Source organism: Rhizorhabdus wittichii, assembly GCF_017607425.1.
GTDB lineage: Bacteria > Pseudomonadota > Alphaproteobacteria > Sphingomonadales > Sphingomonadaceae > Rhizorhabdus > Rhizorhabdus wittichii.
The window spans coordinates 5,485,442-5,497,985 of record NZ_CP059319.1; the positions used below are offsets into that span (position 1 = coordinate 5,485,442).

A 12,544-nucleotide genomic window follows, 5' to 3' on the forward strand; every position below is an offset into this window, starting at 1 on the left:
TTAGGCGGCGAGCTTGCGGTGAAGCAAGCGTCGCTGTTCGATGGTCTTTCGCTTGATGCGTTTCCTCCGTTCGATAATGGCGGCGGCCCTGCCGAAATAGGCGTCGGCCGGTGTCACGTTGTCGAGGCTCTCGTGATAGCGGCGATGGTTATAATGCTCGACGAAGGCCTCGACCTGCCGTTCGAGATCGCCAGGCAGGAAGTAGTGCTCCAGCAGGATGCGGTTTTTCAGGGTCTGGTGCCAGCGCTCGATCTTGCCCTGGGTCTGGGGATGTAGCGGAGCGCCGCGAACATGGCTCATGTCATGGGCTTTGATCCAGTCGGCGAGTTCGCCGGCGATGTAGCTCGGTCCGTTGTCGCTGAGCAGCTTTGGTTTGTGCCTGACGGTGGCGTGGTCGCAGCCTGAGGCTTCGAGCGCGAGTTGCAGCGTGTCGGTCACGTCCTCGGCCCGCATCGTGGTGCACAGCTTCCAGGCGATGATGTAGCGCGAGAAATCGTCGAGCACGGTGGAGAGGTACATCCATCCCCAGCCGATGATCTTGAAGTAGGTGAAATCGGTCTGCCACATCTCGTTCGGGCGGCTGGTCTTGCGATGGAACTCGTCGGCCGCCTTGACCACGACGAAGGCCGGGCTGGTGATCAGGTCATGCGCCTTGAGCAGGCGGTAGACCGTTGATTCCGAGACGAAATAGTCCTTCTCATCGGTGAAGCGCACCGCCAGTTCGCGGGGCGACAGATCGGACTGCTCCAGTGCCATCTCGACGATCTGGTCCTGAATGGCGCCGGGGAGGCGGTTCCAGACCCGGCTCGGCGCGGAAGGACGATCCTCCAGCGCCTCGGGGCCGCCTTCGAGATAGCGATCATACCATCGGTAGAAGGTCCGCCGCGCGACGCCCAACTGGTCGAGGGTCCGCTTCGCCGGCAGGTGCGACTGCTCGACGATGCGGATGATCTCCAGCTTCTCGGATCCCGGATACCTCATTCGGGGTCTCCCCCATCCGCGATCATGCTTTTTTTCAGCAGCCGGTTTTCGAGCGTGAGGTCGGCGACGGCCTCCTTCAGGGCACGCGCCTCACGGCGCAGATCCTGTACCTCGCCGCTCGTCGCGGCACGGGCGGTGTCGCCCGCCAGCCGACGCTTCCCGGCCTCCATGAACTCCTTTGACCAAGTATAATACAAGCCCTGGGCAATGCCCTCCTTGCGGCACAGCTCCGCGATGCTGTCATCGCCGCGCAAGCCCTCCAGAACCACGCGGATCTTGTCCTCCGCCGAGAAATGCCGGCGTGTCGCGCGCCGGATATCCTTCACCACCTGTTCGGCCGACGCCTTGGGTTTGCGGGCCGATTTTACGCTTGAGGATTTGGGCTTCATCTTCGTTCCTTCGTCACTACGACGAAGCCCAAATCCTCCTTACATCACAACCTCAAATCTGTGCCATTGGCGCTGACGGCGGACACCGCTCAAGGGTCCCGGCGTGCAAATCCAGATGCTTGCCAACAAGGGGCCGATGAAGTTGTTTCTACCCTTTGTCCGTACCCCGCTAAACCTGTTGAAATATGCGACCGAACGCAGCCCCGCCGCCCCGGTGCTGAAAGAGTTTCGCGAGGCCATGCAGAAGGGCGGTATGGCGCGAGATCAAGCGGTGGCGCGCGTGTCCATGGGTTCGGGACTTGCCGCTCTAGCGACAGCCTGGGCTCTCGATGGGAGGCTCTCCGGTTCTGGCCCTACCGATCCGCGTGAGCGTGAGGCCTTGCGGAATACGGGTTGGCAACCATTCTCCGTCAAGGTCGGCGACAGGTGGTATAGCTATCAGCGGATCGATCCTTTCGCACGTATCCTGTCGACGGCCGCCGACTTCGCCACGTTCGGCGAATATATGACGGACGAAGAGCGCCAGAATATTGGCACCAGCTTGGCGCTCGCCATCGCGCGCAATGTTTCGACGATGCCGACCCTCGATCCGGCGGCCTCGGCGTTCGAGGCGTTGAGCGATCCTGATCGCTATCTTGGACGCTATGCAAAGAATCTCGCGGCGTCGGCTGCGGTGCCGAACATCGTCACTCAGACGAATTCGGCACTCGATCCCTATATGCGCGAGACTGACACTCTGATGGACACCATCAAATCGCGCGTGCCTGGTCTGTCGGATGAGATACCGCCCCGGATGAATCTATGGGGCGATCCGATCGAACGTGGCAATGCCGCCGGTCCTGACATCCTTTCGCCCGTCTGGGTGAGCGAGGAACGTAAAGACCCGGTGATGAATGAGGTTCGCCGGCTCGATGTCCGGCTGTCGAAGCCAGATAGAATCATTGGCCGGCAGCGAATGTCGGCAGATCAATATGCGCGGTTCGTGTATATGGCGGGGCGTCCGGCAAAGGACATGATCGGCCGCATGATGGGCGAAGAAGGCTGGTCACGCATGCCGGATGGTGCTCGTCGCATTACGATCCGGCGAATCGTCGAGACCTTCCGGGAACAGGCGAAGAGGCAATTGCTATTGGCCGAGCCTGACTTGATGGCAGCCTACGAAGATCAGCGCGCGCGTCGTCGTTCGGGGGAACGATGACCTGCTCCGGTCACTGGTCGGATTGTGCGACCAACAACGAACCGGCCTTACCTGCCGGGCCTTGCGACTGTGGCAGCTTAGATCTGGCAGCGTATGAACGCTATATGGCGATCACCTCGCTTATACCCGATCCGAGGTGCCTGGCTGCATTCGTCAGCAATGATGCCGCCGCGTGCCTCGTCGAGACGAAATAACTTCCAGCCCACCGCTTCGCCACTCGCGCTTCCACCACGCACCTGCCAACAGCGCATGATCGGATGGCCTTCGTTCGTCGTTCCCACCGCATGGACCTCAACGATGCGTGAAAAGCCATCGTATTGAAGTTCCAGGCAGCGCCCTGTTAGTAGGGCTTCGCATGCAACGTGCCACCACATGCACCTTGTCCCCCTATCTGAGCGGCCATATGTCGATCCAATCATCGTCGATGCAGGCCTTCAAGAGGCTGCCATTGGCGAAGATGTACGCTGTTGGCCGGTAGGCGTAGCTGTATTCGTATTCGGCGCAGCGAACTGCCGTATTGTCGGTGAAGATGAGGACACGATCGAAGTCACAACCCTCGTATGAATCGTCCCTTTTGCCGTCCTCCACGTAGCCCTCGACCGTCTTTTCAGCGATGAGAGTCCAGCCCACCACCTCGCCGAGGTCACATTCTGCCACGGCAGGAGAATAGAATCCTAGCGCGATGGTCAGCGCGATAATTCTGCCGAGCTTCAGCAGCCGTAACTCGGGCTTGCAGTGCCATCGCAGCATGTCACATGGCCACCGAAACATCCGCACTGGCTGCGCTGATCAGGGCGGCCGCAAAGATCATCAGCAGTTGCATATGCCCCCCCTCTCACAGCGTTAAGCGAGTAGCTTCGCCTTTTGCTGGTCGAACTCGTCTTGCGTGATGACGCCGTCCCGGAGCAGCGCCGCCAGCTTGCCAAGCTCATCTGCAATCGACGAAGCTGCTGGTTGGCCACCCTGTGGTTTGGCCATTCTAGCCTCGATCCATTCTTTCAGTGCAACAAACTTAGGTTGGTCCGCACGCTCGTACTTAAGCCGGTTTTGATTTTGCACGTTTGGGCTAGCCATGGGCGATGGCGGTTGTTCGCCTAAAATCGATATTTCAAGGAAACCTGCCAGCCAGTCGCCCGGCTCTCGCCAGTTTAGGGCGGTGATGTTTGCAGCAGGAACGCGTTTTGTCCCCAGGAAGCCGTAGTATAGGACGCCGTATTTGAGAACCAACACGTCCCCTTCGGTCCATATCGTTATCCCACTAGTTTTGAGTGGACTCGCGGCGTCGATCATAGGCCCCCCTAAGTTGCCGCAGCATGCCTGAACATGCGTAAGAGTCGAGTCGGATCGGGTCCGCAATGGACCGTCTGAGCTAAGTTTGCTCGAAGCTCAGAAGAAAGAGGTGACTGCTTCTGATTGAAGCTCGCACAGATTGGCTTTCCAGTTGTCGTTCGCCGGGTTCAGCTCAGGCCCATTGCGGCCCTCCAATGGCGAAGCGCTAGCCGTGACTCGGAATGCGCGAAAGACAGTTTGGTGATTACTCGGTGATTGCTGACACGAAAAAGCCGGATCATTTTTGACCCGGCTTCCGCCTGCTTTTCCGCAGTAATCCGTTGGCGCGCCCGGAACGATTCGAACGTCCGACCCTCAGATTCGTAGTCTGATGCTCTATCCAGCTGAGCTACGGGCGCGCTGTGAGGGGGGCATCTAGTCGGGGATCGCGCCGGACGCAACCCCGTTGCGCAGATTTTATCGCGGGCCTAGAGCTTGACCATGAAAAGCCGCCTTTTCCCTGCCTTTCCTATCTTCGGCGCGGGCCCCGTCGGTCGCGCTGGTCGCGTCGGTCGCATCGGCCTTGCGGGGTTCGCCGGCCTCGTCGGGCTCGCGGGCCTGGCCGGCTGCGCCGACACGCGGACCGGCTATCCGTCGCTGGTGCCGCGCCCGATCGAGCGGGAGGTGATGCAGGCGGAGGCGGTGCCCCCGGCGCCGCCGGCCACGCCCGCGCCGCCGGCGCCCTCGGCCGACATCGCCCAGATCGTCGCCGGCGCGCGCAGCGCCGACGCGGCGTTCCGCGCCGAGGTCGAGAAGGCGCGCGCCGCGATCGAAGCGGGCCGCTCCGCGCCCGAGGGCAGCGAGGCCTGGGTCGCCGGGCAGCAGGCCTATAGCAACGCCGATATCGCCCGCCTGCCGGTCGCCGACGCGCTCGCCGAGCTCGACCGGCGGCGCGAGGCGGCGGTCGATGCCGGCGATTCGGCCAGCGAGGCCGCGATCGCCGAGGCGCAGGGCCAGCTCCAGGAGCTGCAGGAGGCCGAACGCGCGCTGCTCGTGGCGCTGCTGCCCGCCTGATCGCCGCCTGCTTCCCGCCTGATCCCCGAGGTTCCGGAAATGACCCACGACCTGCCTGCGCCGCCCGTCGCGGCCCGCCGTCCGCACAGCTATAGCCGCCACGGCCGCACGATCGACGATCCCTGGGCCTGGCTCAAGGACCCGAAATATCCGACCGTCGACGATCCCGACGTCCTCGCCTATCTGCGCGAGGAGAACGCCTATTTCGAGGCGGCGATGCAGCCGCACGCGGCGCTGGTCGAGACGCTGTTCGCCGAGATGAAGGGCCGCCTCAAGGAGGACGACGCCAGCGTCCCCCAGAGGGACGGCGACTGGCTCTACTGGTGGGCCTACAAGCCGGGCGGCCAATATCGCCTCTGGTATCGCAAGCCCGCCGGCGCCGATGCCGATGTCACCGGGACGGTGATCCTCGACGAGCCGGCCGAGGCCGCGACGGTCGACTATTTCCGCCTGCAGGTGCTGAGCGTCAGCCCCGACGGCCGGCTCGCCGCCTGGTCGGCCGACCGCAGCGGCGCCGAGCGGTTCGAGCTGCGCATCCGCGACCTCGCCACCGGGCAGGACATCGAGACGGTCACGACGGTCGCCAACGGCGCGGTCGCCTGGGGCAATGACTCGCGCAGCCTCGCCTACACCGAGGTCAACGACAATTGGCGCACCTATCGCGCGCGGCTCCACATCCTCGGCAGCGACCCCGCGACCGACCGGACGCTGTACGAGGAGACCGAGGAGCTCGGCTTCAACGTCGGCGTCGGCAAGACCCAGGACGAGCGCTGGATCGTCATCGCCACCGGCGACAACCAGACGAGCGAGGTCCGCCTCGTCCCCGCCGACGATCCGGGCGCCGCGCCGCTGCTGGTCAGCGCGCGGCAGGTGAAGCGCGAATATACGGTCGACAGCGCGCATGGGTCGCTCTGGATCCTGACCAACGACGACCATGTGAACTTTCGCGTGGCGCGCGCCGATCCGGCCGATCCGGGCCGGTGGGAGACGGTGATCGCCGGTTCGGACCGCGTCTACATTCGCGGGCTGACCGCCTTCGCCAGGCATCTGGTGCTGACCGAACGGGTCGACGGGCTCGATCAGGTCCGCCTGCGCGGCTATGACGGCGCCGAGCACCGCATCGCCTTTCCGGAGGCGAGCTACACTGCCGGCCTCGGCAGCAACCCCGAATATGACCCGGCCGCCTATCGGCTGAGCTATGCGTCGATGGTCACGCCGCAGACGGTGTTCGACTATGATCCCGCCGCACGGACGCTGACGACGCTCAAGGTCCAGGAGATTCCGTCGGGCTGTGATCCGTCGCTCTACGCGACCGAGCGGCTGATGGTCCCTGCGCGCGACGGCAAGGCGATCCCGGTGTCGGTGGTCTATCGCAAGGGCTTCCCGAAGGACGGGTCGGGCAAGTTGTTCCTCTATGCCTATGGCGCCTATGGCCATGCGATCCCGCCGGGCTTCTCGACCGTGCGGCTGTCGATGGTCGATCGCGGCTGGGCCTATGCGATCGCCCATATCCGCGGCGGCGACGACCTCGGCTATGACTGGTATCTGCAGGGCAAGGCCGAGCAGCGCTGGAACACCTTCCACGATTTCTCCGACGCGGCGAAGGGGCTGATCGCGGCGGGCCTCACCCGCGCCGGCAAGATCGCGATCAACGGCGGCTCGGCGGGCGGCGAGCTGATGGGCGTGGTCGCCAACACCGATCCCGAGCTATGGGGCGCGGTGGTCGCCGACGTGCCCTTCGTCGACGTGCTCAACACGATGCAGGACGAAAGCCTGCCGCTGACGCCGGGCGAATGGCCCGAATGGGGCAATCCGATCACCGACAAGGCGGCGTTCGAGCTGATCCGCAGCTACAGCCCCTATGACAATGTCGCGGCGAAACCCTATCCGCCGATGCTGATCACCGGCGGCCTCAACGATCCGCGCGTCACCTATTGGGAGCCCGCCAAATGGGCGGCCCGGCTGCGCGCGACCAAGACCGACGACCATCTGCTGCTGCTCAAGATCAACATGGGCGCGGGGCATGGCGGCAAGTCGGGCCGCTACGAATCGCTGCGCGAGGATGCGGAGGCCTATGCGTTCGTGCTGACGCAGATGGGCGGCGCGGGGGCCTGACTTTTCGTCATCCCGGACTTGATCCGGGATCCAGAAACGCAACGTCGGAGCAAGACGCGCAGCGTTGCGTCTCCCGATACTGAAGCAAGTTCAGCATGATGAGCACCGTGGGCGCCCAGGCCGGCTTAGTCCCGACTTGCCCGCAGCGCCGCCCCGGCGGCAAAGGGCGCCAGCGCGGTGAGGACCAGCGCGGTGGCGCCGAGCAGCTTGAGCGCGCCCATGCCGTCCGGTCCCAGCGCGCCCGCGCCGAAGATCAGCAGCGGCACCGCGAGGGGCAGCATGACGAGCCCCGCCAGCGCCCCCGCGCCGCGCAGGCCGAGGGTCAGCGCGCTCGTCATCACGCCCAGCGCGGCGAGCGCGGGGGTGCCGATGGCGAGGCCCAGCTCCAGCCGGCCAAGCGTCGCGCCGTCGAGCTTGAGCAGCGCCGAGGCGGGCAGGGCGGCGATCATCAGCGGCGGGCCGAAGCCCAGCCAGTGGGCGGCGATCTTGGCGGCGGCGACGCCCTCGTCCGACAGGCCGCGCACCGCATATTGGTCGAGCACGCCGCTCTCGGCATCGGGCGCGACCAGCCGGTCGACCGGCAGCAGCGCCGCGAGCAGCGCCGCCATCCACAGCGCGCCGCCGCCGACCTTCGCCAGCAGCGCGCCGTCGGGCCCGACCGCGAAGGGGAACAGCGTCGCGACCAGCAGGAAGAAGATCAGCGGCAGCAGCGCCCCGCCGCCCTGATAGGCGAGGCGGACGTCGCGCAGGACGATCGCGGCCCAGGCGCTCATGCGCGCATCCCCAACGCGATCTCGACCGCGCCGGGCAGCGCCAGTGGCTGGTGCGTCGCGACGACGACGATCCCGCCCGCCGCCCGGTGCGCGGCCATCGCCTCGGCGAGCCGGTCGATCGAAGCGGCGTCGAGGCCGTTGCCGGGCTCGTCGAGCAGCCAGATCGCCGCCCGGCCGGCGATCACCCGGGCGATCGCGGCGCGCTTGCGCTGGCCGGTCGAGAACAGGCGGACCGGCACCGGCGCGAGATTGGCGATCGCCATCCGGTCGAGCGCGGCGTCGACATCGGCCGGCGAGGCACCGTCGAGCTTCGCCCAGAAGCCGAGCGCCTGGGCCAGCGGCAGGCGCGGATCGAGCGCGGCGGCCTCTCCGGCGAAGGCGACCCCGCCCTCGCGCGCCACCGCGCCGGCCGAGGCGGGGAGCAGGCCCGCCGCGATCCGCATCAGGCTCGACTTGCCCGCGCCGTTGGGGCCGGTCAGCAGCGCCGCGCCGCCGGCTTCCAGGGCGAAGCTCAGCCCCTCGAACAGCAGCCGGTCGCCGCGCAGGCAGGCGACCCGGTCGAACGCCAGCCGTGCGGCCATCAGCCGGCCATCTCCTCGAGCGCGTGCATGTCGGCGTCGGACAGACCGAAATGATGGCCGATCTCGTGGATCACGACATGCGCGACCAGCGCCTCCAGCGTGACGCCGGTCTCGACCCATTCGTCGAGGATCGCGCGGCGGAACAGGTGGATCATGTCGGGCATCGTCCCCGAATGGTCGACCGACTTCGCGCCGATCGGCAGGCCGGTGTAGAGGCCGGTCAGCTCGAACGGGTTCTCGATCCCCATCTCGTCGAGGGTGGCGTCGTCGGCGAATTCCTCGATCTTCAGGACGACGTCGCCCAGGTGGCGGGCGAAGGCCGGCGGCAGCTTCGCGATCGTCGCGCGCGCGATCGCCTCGATCCGGTCGGCGCCGGGCGCCAGGGTTTGACCTTCGTTCATCTTCGGCCGACATAAAGAGCAGAAACGGATCGCGCCAGCGGAGGATGCCATGTCGATCGAACCCCTCACCGACGAGGAGCGCGCCGACGCGCTCGATGCCCTGCCCGACTGGGATTATGACGACGGCCGCGATGCGATCAGCCGCAGCTTCACCTTCCCCGATTTCTCCGCGGCCTTCGCCTTCATGACCCGGGTCGCGCTCTATGCCGAGAAACACGACCATCATCCCGAATGGTCGAACGTCTGGAACCGGGTCGACATCCTGCTGACCACCCATGACGCGGGCGGCCTGTCGCACCGCGACGTCGCGATGGCGGAGGCGATCGAGGCGCTTGCCGAGTAGCGGTCGATCCGCAGGTGTTTATATTTTGTTCTTGATATTTTCCCGGATCGGCCTGAATGTCCGGGCCGGATGCGGGGGAATAGGAAGACGGCATGATCTTCCCGAAGAAGGGTGAGGCATGGGGATCGAAGCGATGGATCGTTATCATCGCTCTCTGTCTGGCGTTCGGCAATATCTGGCAATTTTACGAGTTATATGGACGTCATCGGAAGGAGTCTTTGTGTAATGAATATAAACAAGGCCTTCTCAGCGATAATGACATAATATCGCGATCGGTGACGCTGTCGAGGAAGAGTCAGTTTCCGATGAGCGATGAGGATTATTATCTCGATACATGGCCGAGTATAGTCGATTTCCCGAACGAAACCTGTGTGGGGTTGCGAGGCATGGGGATCAGCGGTTCGCAGACGCTTTGCTTCGACACCGAGACGAAAAAGCTCATCCGAGCCTTTAATTTCCCCCATGAAGGGCCACCGGCATGGCTGCATAATGGTGGTGCGGATGACGATCCAAAGTTTGGCAAGCGTGAGACCTCCTATCTGCCGAACGAAGGAAATAGTTTCTGGCCGATCCCGAAAGCGAGTGGGACGAGCGACACCTCGGTTCCATGACTTTGGATGCTGAAGGCAATCAAAAATGAAGACCCTTCGCTGGACCTTGTTTTGGGTATTCGTGCTGGTCTATTTTTCCTATTGGGCGCCGAGTTGTTTTCCGGGTGATCCGCCATCCGGTGTCGATAAAGGGCCTCCCGGTTGGGCGTTCTGGTTCTTCTTCCTTGGATTGCCTTTGCTGGCGGCGATCATACGCCAGTTCGACGAGGATCGCTGAAGGGTTCCATGATCTGCGGGAAGGGAAATCCAATGATCGCCACGCGCGCCCTGGCGATTTCGCTGATCGGTCTATTGCTGACGGCCTGCAAGGACATCTCTCCCAAATCGGTGACGCTTCATAACCGGTCCGCTGAATCTTTGTCCGACGTTTCGGTCGATTTCGCCGGTGACGCGAAACGGGTCGCCAGATTGTCGCCTGGCCAGTTCGTCGGCCTGGCATCCGCAAAGGGACGAGAAGGCGTGATCTGTGTGACCTTCACGCGCGAGGGTGTGACGCGGAGCTATGGCTTCGAATATATGACGGCCCATATGCCGAGCAATTGTCGGATGGAGGTGGGCGACCATAGCGTGGAGGTCGCTTGCAATGGAGACCAGCGGAGAAGCCTGGAACCGATCGTTGCCAATGGGTGCGGAACGGCTTCTCAAAAAGCTCGACATTAGGCTTTTGCTCGAGAGGCAATCAGTCTCGTAACCACCGCGCGAAGATGGGCATCGCCAGCAACAGCCTGCATTCCCCCTCGCGCACCGCCGTCCCGCCTACCTCGACGATGCCGCCCGGATCGGCGATGTGGCGGAGGCGATCGAGGCGCTGGTGGGTCAGGGGCACCGTCAATGATCCAATGCGCGGGGGAAGCGGGCCGGATCAATTGCCGACATAAGTTCCTCTTGGTGTCATCTTGCAGGCGCCGCCGACATAGGTTCCGTCCGGGCACATGGTAACCTTGCCCGATCCTCCGACATAGCTGCCATCCGGGGCTATCCGAGGCTTGCCTCCCACATAATCACCGTTGGGCGTCATTTGCGGAGTGCCGCCGACATATCGCCCGTTGGGAGTCATGTTGCAGGTCTTGCCGCCGACATAGGTTCCGTCGGGGCATATCGTTACGCCGTTGGCCACCGAATCCACGCCCAGATCGCGCGTTTCCGCCTGCTGGCTGGACAGCGTCGCCGCAAGTGCGATCAATAGCGCGGTGCGCAGGCGGACCGCCCTCTCATGCTCTTCGGCGCGCGCCGCGTAATAAGCGCGGAGATCTTCATTGATCAGGCTCAGTTCGGCGACGGCTCCTTCGTTATAGCCTCGGTCCTGGGCCAGGCGTTCGATAGCACCCACCCATGTGATCAGCGGCACGTCCTTGCCGGGGGCGGTCCGCCGCACATCGTTCTCCGCCGAGTCCGCAGCGGCCATCTTCGCCTTGATGGCCGCGACCTGCCGTTGCAGCCACACCTCGCTGGCGGCCAGCGGCGGCTTCTTTTCCATATGCTGGCGCAGCGCCCAGAGCGTCTGATAGCGGCCGTATAGATAGGAGAGCTGGCGGGTGTCCGCGAGTGCCGTATCCAGTGCCTGCGCTGCTGATGGCTCGATGGTCTGGATCGATCGAACCGCAATCGCGGCCGATTGCTGGGTACGTTGCTCCAGCGCGGGACGTCGTTCGGTATATTGCTGCGCCCGCCCCTCGATAAGGCGCTGGAGATCCTTATAGGCCGAAGCGCTTGCGGAGGCTGCCAATATCAGCGTGAGGCAGGCTAGAATGCTTCTGGCGTGGTGCAGCATCGTTCACTCGCTATGGTGATGACGGGAGCATGCCAGAGCCCGCAGATGATGTCAGTCGTGGATCAGTCCCGCGACCACCGCGCGAAGATCGCCGTCGGCAGCAAGAGGCCGCGTTCCTCCTCCCGCACCGCCATCTCGCCGACCTCGACGGCGCCGCCGAGGTCGGCCATCGCCTGGCGGAGCAGTTCGCCGATCGCCAGCGCCGACATGCGGATCGCGTAGACGGTCAGGACGAGGAACTTCGACCGGTCATCGAGCAGCCCGCGGCAATCGGCGATCAGGCCGGGCAGGCCCTCCTCCAGCCGCCAGGTCTCGCCATTGGGGCCGCGCCCGAACTTCGGCGGGTCGAGGAAGATGCCGTCATAGCGCCGCCCGCGCCGCACCTCGCGCGCGGTGAACTTGGCGGCGTCGTCGACCATCCAGCGGATCGGCCGGTCGGCCATGTCCGACAGGAAGGCGTTGGCCTTGGCCGCCTCGACCGACTTCTTCGATGCGTCGACATGGGTCATCCGCGCGCCCCTGGCGGCCAGCGCGAGGGTGCCGACCCCGGTATAGCCGAACAGGTTCATCACCTCGTCGCCCTCGGCCGTCCGGTCGCGCATCCATGCCCATTGCGGCGCCATGTCGGGAAAGAAGGCGAGGTGGCGGAAGGGAGTGTTCTGCGCGGTGAAGCGCACCTCTTCCCAGCGCAGGTGCCAGCCGCCGCGCGGCACGTCGCGCGACAGGTGCCACTGGCCGCCGCCGTCCTCGTCCGATGCGCCGATGAAGTCGCCGTCCGCCTCCCAGTTGGGCGAGGCGGGCGCCCACATCGCCTGCGGCTCGGGCCGGATGAAGCGGAAGCGGCCATAGCGTTCGAGCTTCCGGCCATGGCCGGAATCGACCAGGCCGTAATCGGCCCAGGGCTCGGCGATCAGGGTGGTGAGGTTCATGATCTTTCGCTCAGCCCTGGTTCGTCATTCCAGCGAAAGCTGGAATCTCCCTGCCTTCTTCCTGTCGCCGGAAAGAAGTGAGATCCCAGCTTTCGCTGGGATGACGCCT

General features: G+C 64.5%; 16 protein-coding genes and 1 tRNA gene. 7 read left to right on the forward strand and 10 right to left on the reverse strand.

From position 1 onward, the window contains the following. Positions 1-1,370, reverse strand: a protein-coding gene (locus HRJ34_RS26055) for an IS3 family transposase (RefSeq protein WP_150289884.1) whose coding sequence is annotated in 2 segments (ribosomal slippage) — positions 1-1,016 and positions 1,016-1,370 — 1,371 coding nt in all. Because the reading frame shifts where the segments join, the coding sequence is not laid out codon by codon here. A 115-nt stretch (positions 1,371-1,485) separates the two neighbouring features. Here HRJ34_RS26055 and HRJ34_RS26060 point away from each other — a divergent pair. Continuing rightward, a complete protein-coding gene (locus HRJ34_RS26060) occupies positions 1,486-2,568 on the forward strand; it encodes a hypothetical protein (RefSeq protein WP_208632894.1) in 1,083 nt (360 codons plus the stop codon). 387 nt (positions 2,569-2,955) lie between these two features. On the opposite strand, the gene HRJ34_RS26065 is transcribed toward HRJ34_RS26060, so the two are convergent. From HRJ34_RS26065 to HRJ34_RS26075, 3 genes are all read right to left on the reverse strand, one after another. Next, positions 2,956-3,318: a hypothetical protein gene (locus HRJ34_RS26065; RefSeq protein ID WP_208632895.1), complete on the reverse strand. Its 363-nt coding sequence runs from the start codon at positions 3,316-3,318 to the stop codon at positions 2,956-2,958. A 93-nt stretch (positions 3,319-3,411) separates the two neighbouring features. Beyond that, entirely contained in the window at positions 3,412-3,858 is a 447-nt protein-coding gene (locus HRJ34_RS26070) for an SHOCT domain-containing protein (RefSeq protein ID WP_208632896.1), read from the reverse strand. Positions 3,859-4,179: 321 nt separating this feature from the next. Continuing rightward, positions 4,180-4,256: transfer RNA gene (locus HRJ34_RS26075), tRNA-Arg, on the reverse strand. An 82-nt stretch (positions 4,257-4,338) separates the two neighbouring features. On the opposite strand from HRJ34_RS26075, the gene HRJ34_RS26080 reads away from it, so the two are divergent. Beyond that, positions 4,339-4,911 (forward strand): hypothetical protein, encoded by a 573-nt coding sequence (locus HRJ34_RS26080; protein ID WP_208632897.1) that lies wholly within the window; start codon positions 4,339-4,341, stop codon positions 4,909-4,911. 39 nt (positions 4,912-4,950) lie between these two features. Further along, the gene (locus HRJ34_RS26085) at positions 4,951-7,026 is read left to right on the forward strand and encodes a S9 family peptidase (protein ID WP_208632898.1); all 2,076 of its coding nucleotides are present in this window, start codon (positions 4,951-4,953) and stop codon (positions 7,024-7,026) included. Positions 7,027-7,151: 125 nt separating this feature from the next. Here the strand turns inward: HRJ34_RS26085 and HRJ34_RS26090 are convergent, their stop codons facing one another. The 3 genes from HRJ34_RS26090 to HRJ34_RS26100 are packed head-to-tail and all read right to left on the reverse strand — an operon-like array spanning position 7,152 to position 8,781. Next, positions 7,152-7,799: a heme exporter protein CcmB gene (locus tag HRJ34_RS26090; protein WP_016746394.1), complete on the reverse strand. Its 648-nt coding sequence runs from the start codon at positions 7,797-7,799 to the stop codon at positions 7,152-7,154. Next, entirely contained in the window at positions 7,796-8,380 is a 585-nt protein-coding gene (ccmA, locus tag HRJ34_RS26095) for a heme ABC exporter ATP-binding protein CcmA (protein ID WP_208632899.1), read from the reverse strand. The genes HRJ34_RS26090 and ccmA overlap by 4 nt, the downstream gene beginning before the upstream one ends. Continuing rightward, the gene (locus tag HRJ34_RS26100) at positions 8,380-8,781 is read right to left on the reverse strand and encodes a metallopeptidase family protein (protein ID WP_011952262.1); all 402 of its coding nucleotides are present in this window, start codon (positions 8,779-8,781) and stop codon (positions 8,380-8,382) included. The genes ccmA and HRJ34_RS26100 overlap by 1 nt, the downstream gene beginning before the upstream one ends. Before the next feature lie 49 nt (positions 8,782-8,830). Here HRJ34_RS26100 and HRJ34_RS26105 point away from each other — a divergent pair, with 49 nt between their 5' ends. From HRJ34_RS26105 to HRJ34_RS26120, 4 genes are all read left to right on the forward strand, one after another. Beyond that, complete coding sequence (locus HRJ34_RS26105; protein ID WP_011952261.1) at positions 8,831-9,124, forward strand: 4a-hydroxytetrahydrobiopterin dehydratase; 294 nt, start codon at positions 8,831-8,833, stop codon at positions 9,122-9,124. 92 nt (positions 9,125-9,216) lie between these two features. After that, complete coding sequence (locus HRJ34_RS26110) at positions 9,217-9,735, forward strand: hypothetical protein (RefSeq protein WP_208632900.1); 519 nt, start codon at positions 9,217-9,219, stop codon at positions 9,733-9,735. 25 nt (positions 9,736-9,760) lie between these two features. Then, positions 9,761-9,952 (forward strand): hypothetical protein, encoded by a 192-nt coding sequence (locus HRJ34_RS26115; RefSeq protein WP_152523659.1) that lies wholly within the window; start codon positions 9,761-9,763, stop codon positions 9,950-9,952. A gap of 32 nt (positions 9,953-9,984) precedes the next feature. Beyond that, positions 9,985-10,395 carry a hypothetical protein gene (locus tag HRJ34_RS26120; protein ID WP_152523658.1) on the forward strand — a complete coding sequence of 137 codons (411 nt, stop codon included), beginning with the start codon at positions 9,985-9,987 and terminating at the stop codon, positions 10,393-10,395. A gap of 19 nt (positions 10,396-10,414) precedes the next feature. On the opposite strand, the gene HRJ34_RS26125 is transcribed toward HRJ34_RS26120, so the two are convergent. From HRJ34_RS26125 to HRJ34_RS26135, 3 genes are all read right to left on the reverse strand, one after another. Continuing rightward, positions 10,415-10,567 (reverse strand): hypothetical protein, encoded by a 153-nt coding sequence (locus tag HRJ34_RS26125; protein ID WP_016746390.1) that lies wholly within the window; start codon positions 10,565-10,567, stop codon positions 10,415-10,417. Positions 10,568-10,597: 30 nt separating this feature from the next. Beyond that, entirely contained in the window at positions 10,598-11,506 is a 909-nt protein-coding gene (locus tag HRJ34_RS26130) for a hypothetical protein (protein WP_208632901.1), read from the reverse strand. Positions 11,507-11,568: 62 nt separating this feature from the next. Further along, on the reverse strand, positions 11,569-12,435 hold the full coding sequence (locus HRJ34_RS26135) for a class I SAM-dependent methyltransferase (protein ID WP_208632902.1): 867 nt from the start codon (positions 12,433-12,435) through the stop codon (positions 11,569-11,571). Between the last annotated feature and the right edge of the window lie 109 nt (positions 12,436-12,544).